Here is a 1,123-nt window from a genome sequence, read left to right on the forward strand (position 1 = left end):
GGCGGCAGAACGGCTGGCCGCACACCTGCGCGCCCATCCAGATATCCTGCTTAAGGACACCGCCTGGAGCCTGGCGACCACCCGTACCCACCATGAGCATCGTCTGGCGCTGGTTGCGGGTGACCGGGAAACGGCAGAGCAGCAACTGGCCCGGCTGGCGCGTGGTGAACAGCCGGGTGGCACACGCAGCGGCATCAGCGGGCACGGCCGGCGGGCGTGGCTGTTCACCGGGCAGGGTTCACAGCGTATCGGCATGGGCCGTGAACTCTGGGCGCAGTGGCCAGCCTTCCGACGCGAATTTGACGCGGCCTGTGAGGCGCTGGGCCGGCACCTGGGTGGCGACCTGAAGGCGGTAATGTGGGGCAGTGACGAGGGGCAGTTGGCGGAAACGGGCTGGACGCAGCCGGCGCTGTTTGCCTTGCAGGCGGGGCTGGCGGCCCTGTGGCGCTCATGGGGTGTGGAGCCGGATTACGTGGCGGGCCACAGCCTGGGCGAACTGTCGGCAGCCTATGTTGCCGGGGTGTTCACGCTGGAAGACGCGTCGCGTCTGGTGGCGGCCCGAGGTCGGCTGATGCAGGCGCTGCCGTCGGGGGGGAGCATGGCGGCGCTGGGCCTGCCGGAGGCGCAGGTACGGGCACTGACAGAGGGAGAGGCGGTGTCGCTGGCGGCGGTAAACGGGCCGTCGTCGGTGGTGATATCCGGTGAAAGCGGCGCGGTGCGTACCGTGATGGAAAAATGCGTGGTGCAAGGTGGTCGCGCGACGGAGCTGGCGGTGTCGCATGCGTTCCATTCGTCGCTGATGTTGCCGATGCTGGAGGCGTTCCGCGATGTGGCAGAGAGTGTAGGCTATCAGCGGCCGTCGGTGGCGGTGGTGAGCAACGTGAGCGGTGAGGTTGGGGGAGAAGCGCTGTGCACGGCGGGGTACTGGGTGGCGCACGTGATGGAGACGGTGCGCTTCGCGGACGGGGTAGGTACGCTGTTGAATGACGGAGTGACAGAGTTTATCGAGCTGGGGCCGCAGGGCACGCTGCTGGGCATGGTAGCGGAATGCCTGGGTGACGGCGTGGAGGATGTGCAGCTGGTTGCGAGTCTGCAAAGAAAGCGCGGCGAGTCAGAGGCGGTG

2 protein-coding genes are annotated in these 1,123 nt (G+C 67.8%); one reads left to right on the top strand and one right to left on the bottom strand.

Annotated features, from left to right (window positions below; all coding sequences use genetic code 11):
• On the bottom strand, window positions 1-205 hold a 205-nt coding region (locus tag U869_RS32695), incomplete at its 3' end, for a hypothetical protein (protein WP_232785422.1).
• A gap of 15 nt (window positions 206-220) precedes the next feature.
• On the opposite strand from U869_RS32695, the gene U869_RS0128665 reads away from it, so the two are divergent.
• On the top strand, window positions 221-1,123 hold a 903-nt coding region (locus U869_RS0128665; protein WP_255330953.1), incomplete at its 3' end, for an acyltransferase domain-containing protein.

The sequence above is a fragment of the Serratia sp. H1w genome, from assembly GCF_000633355.1.
GTDB lineage: Bacteria > Pseudomonadota > Gammaproteobacteria > Enterobacterales > Enterobacteriaceae > Chania.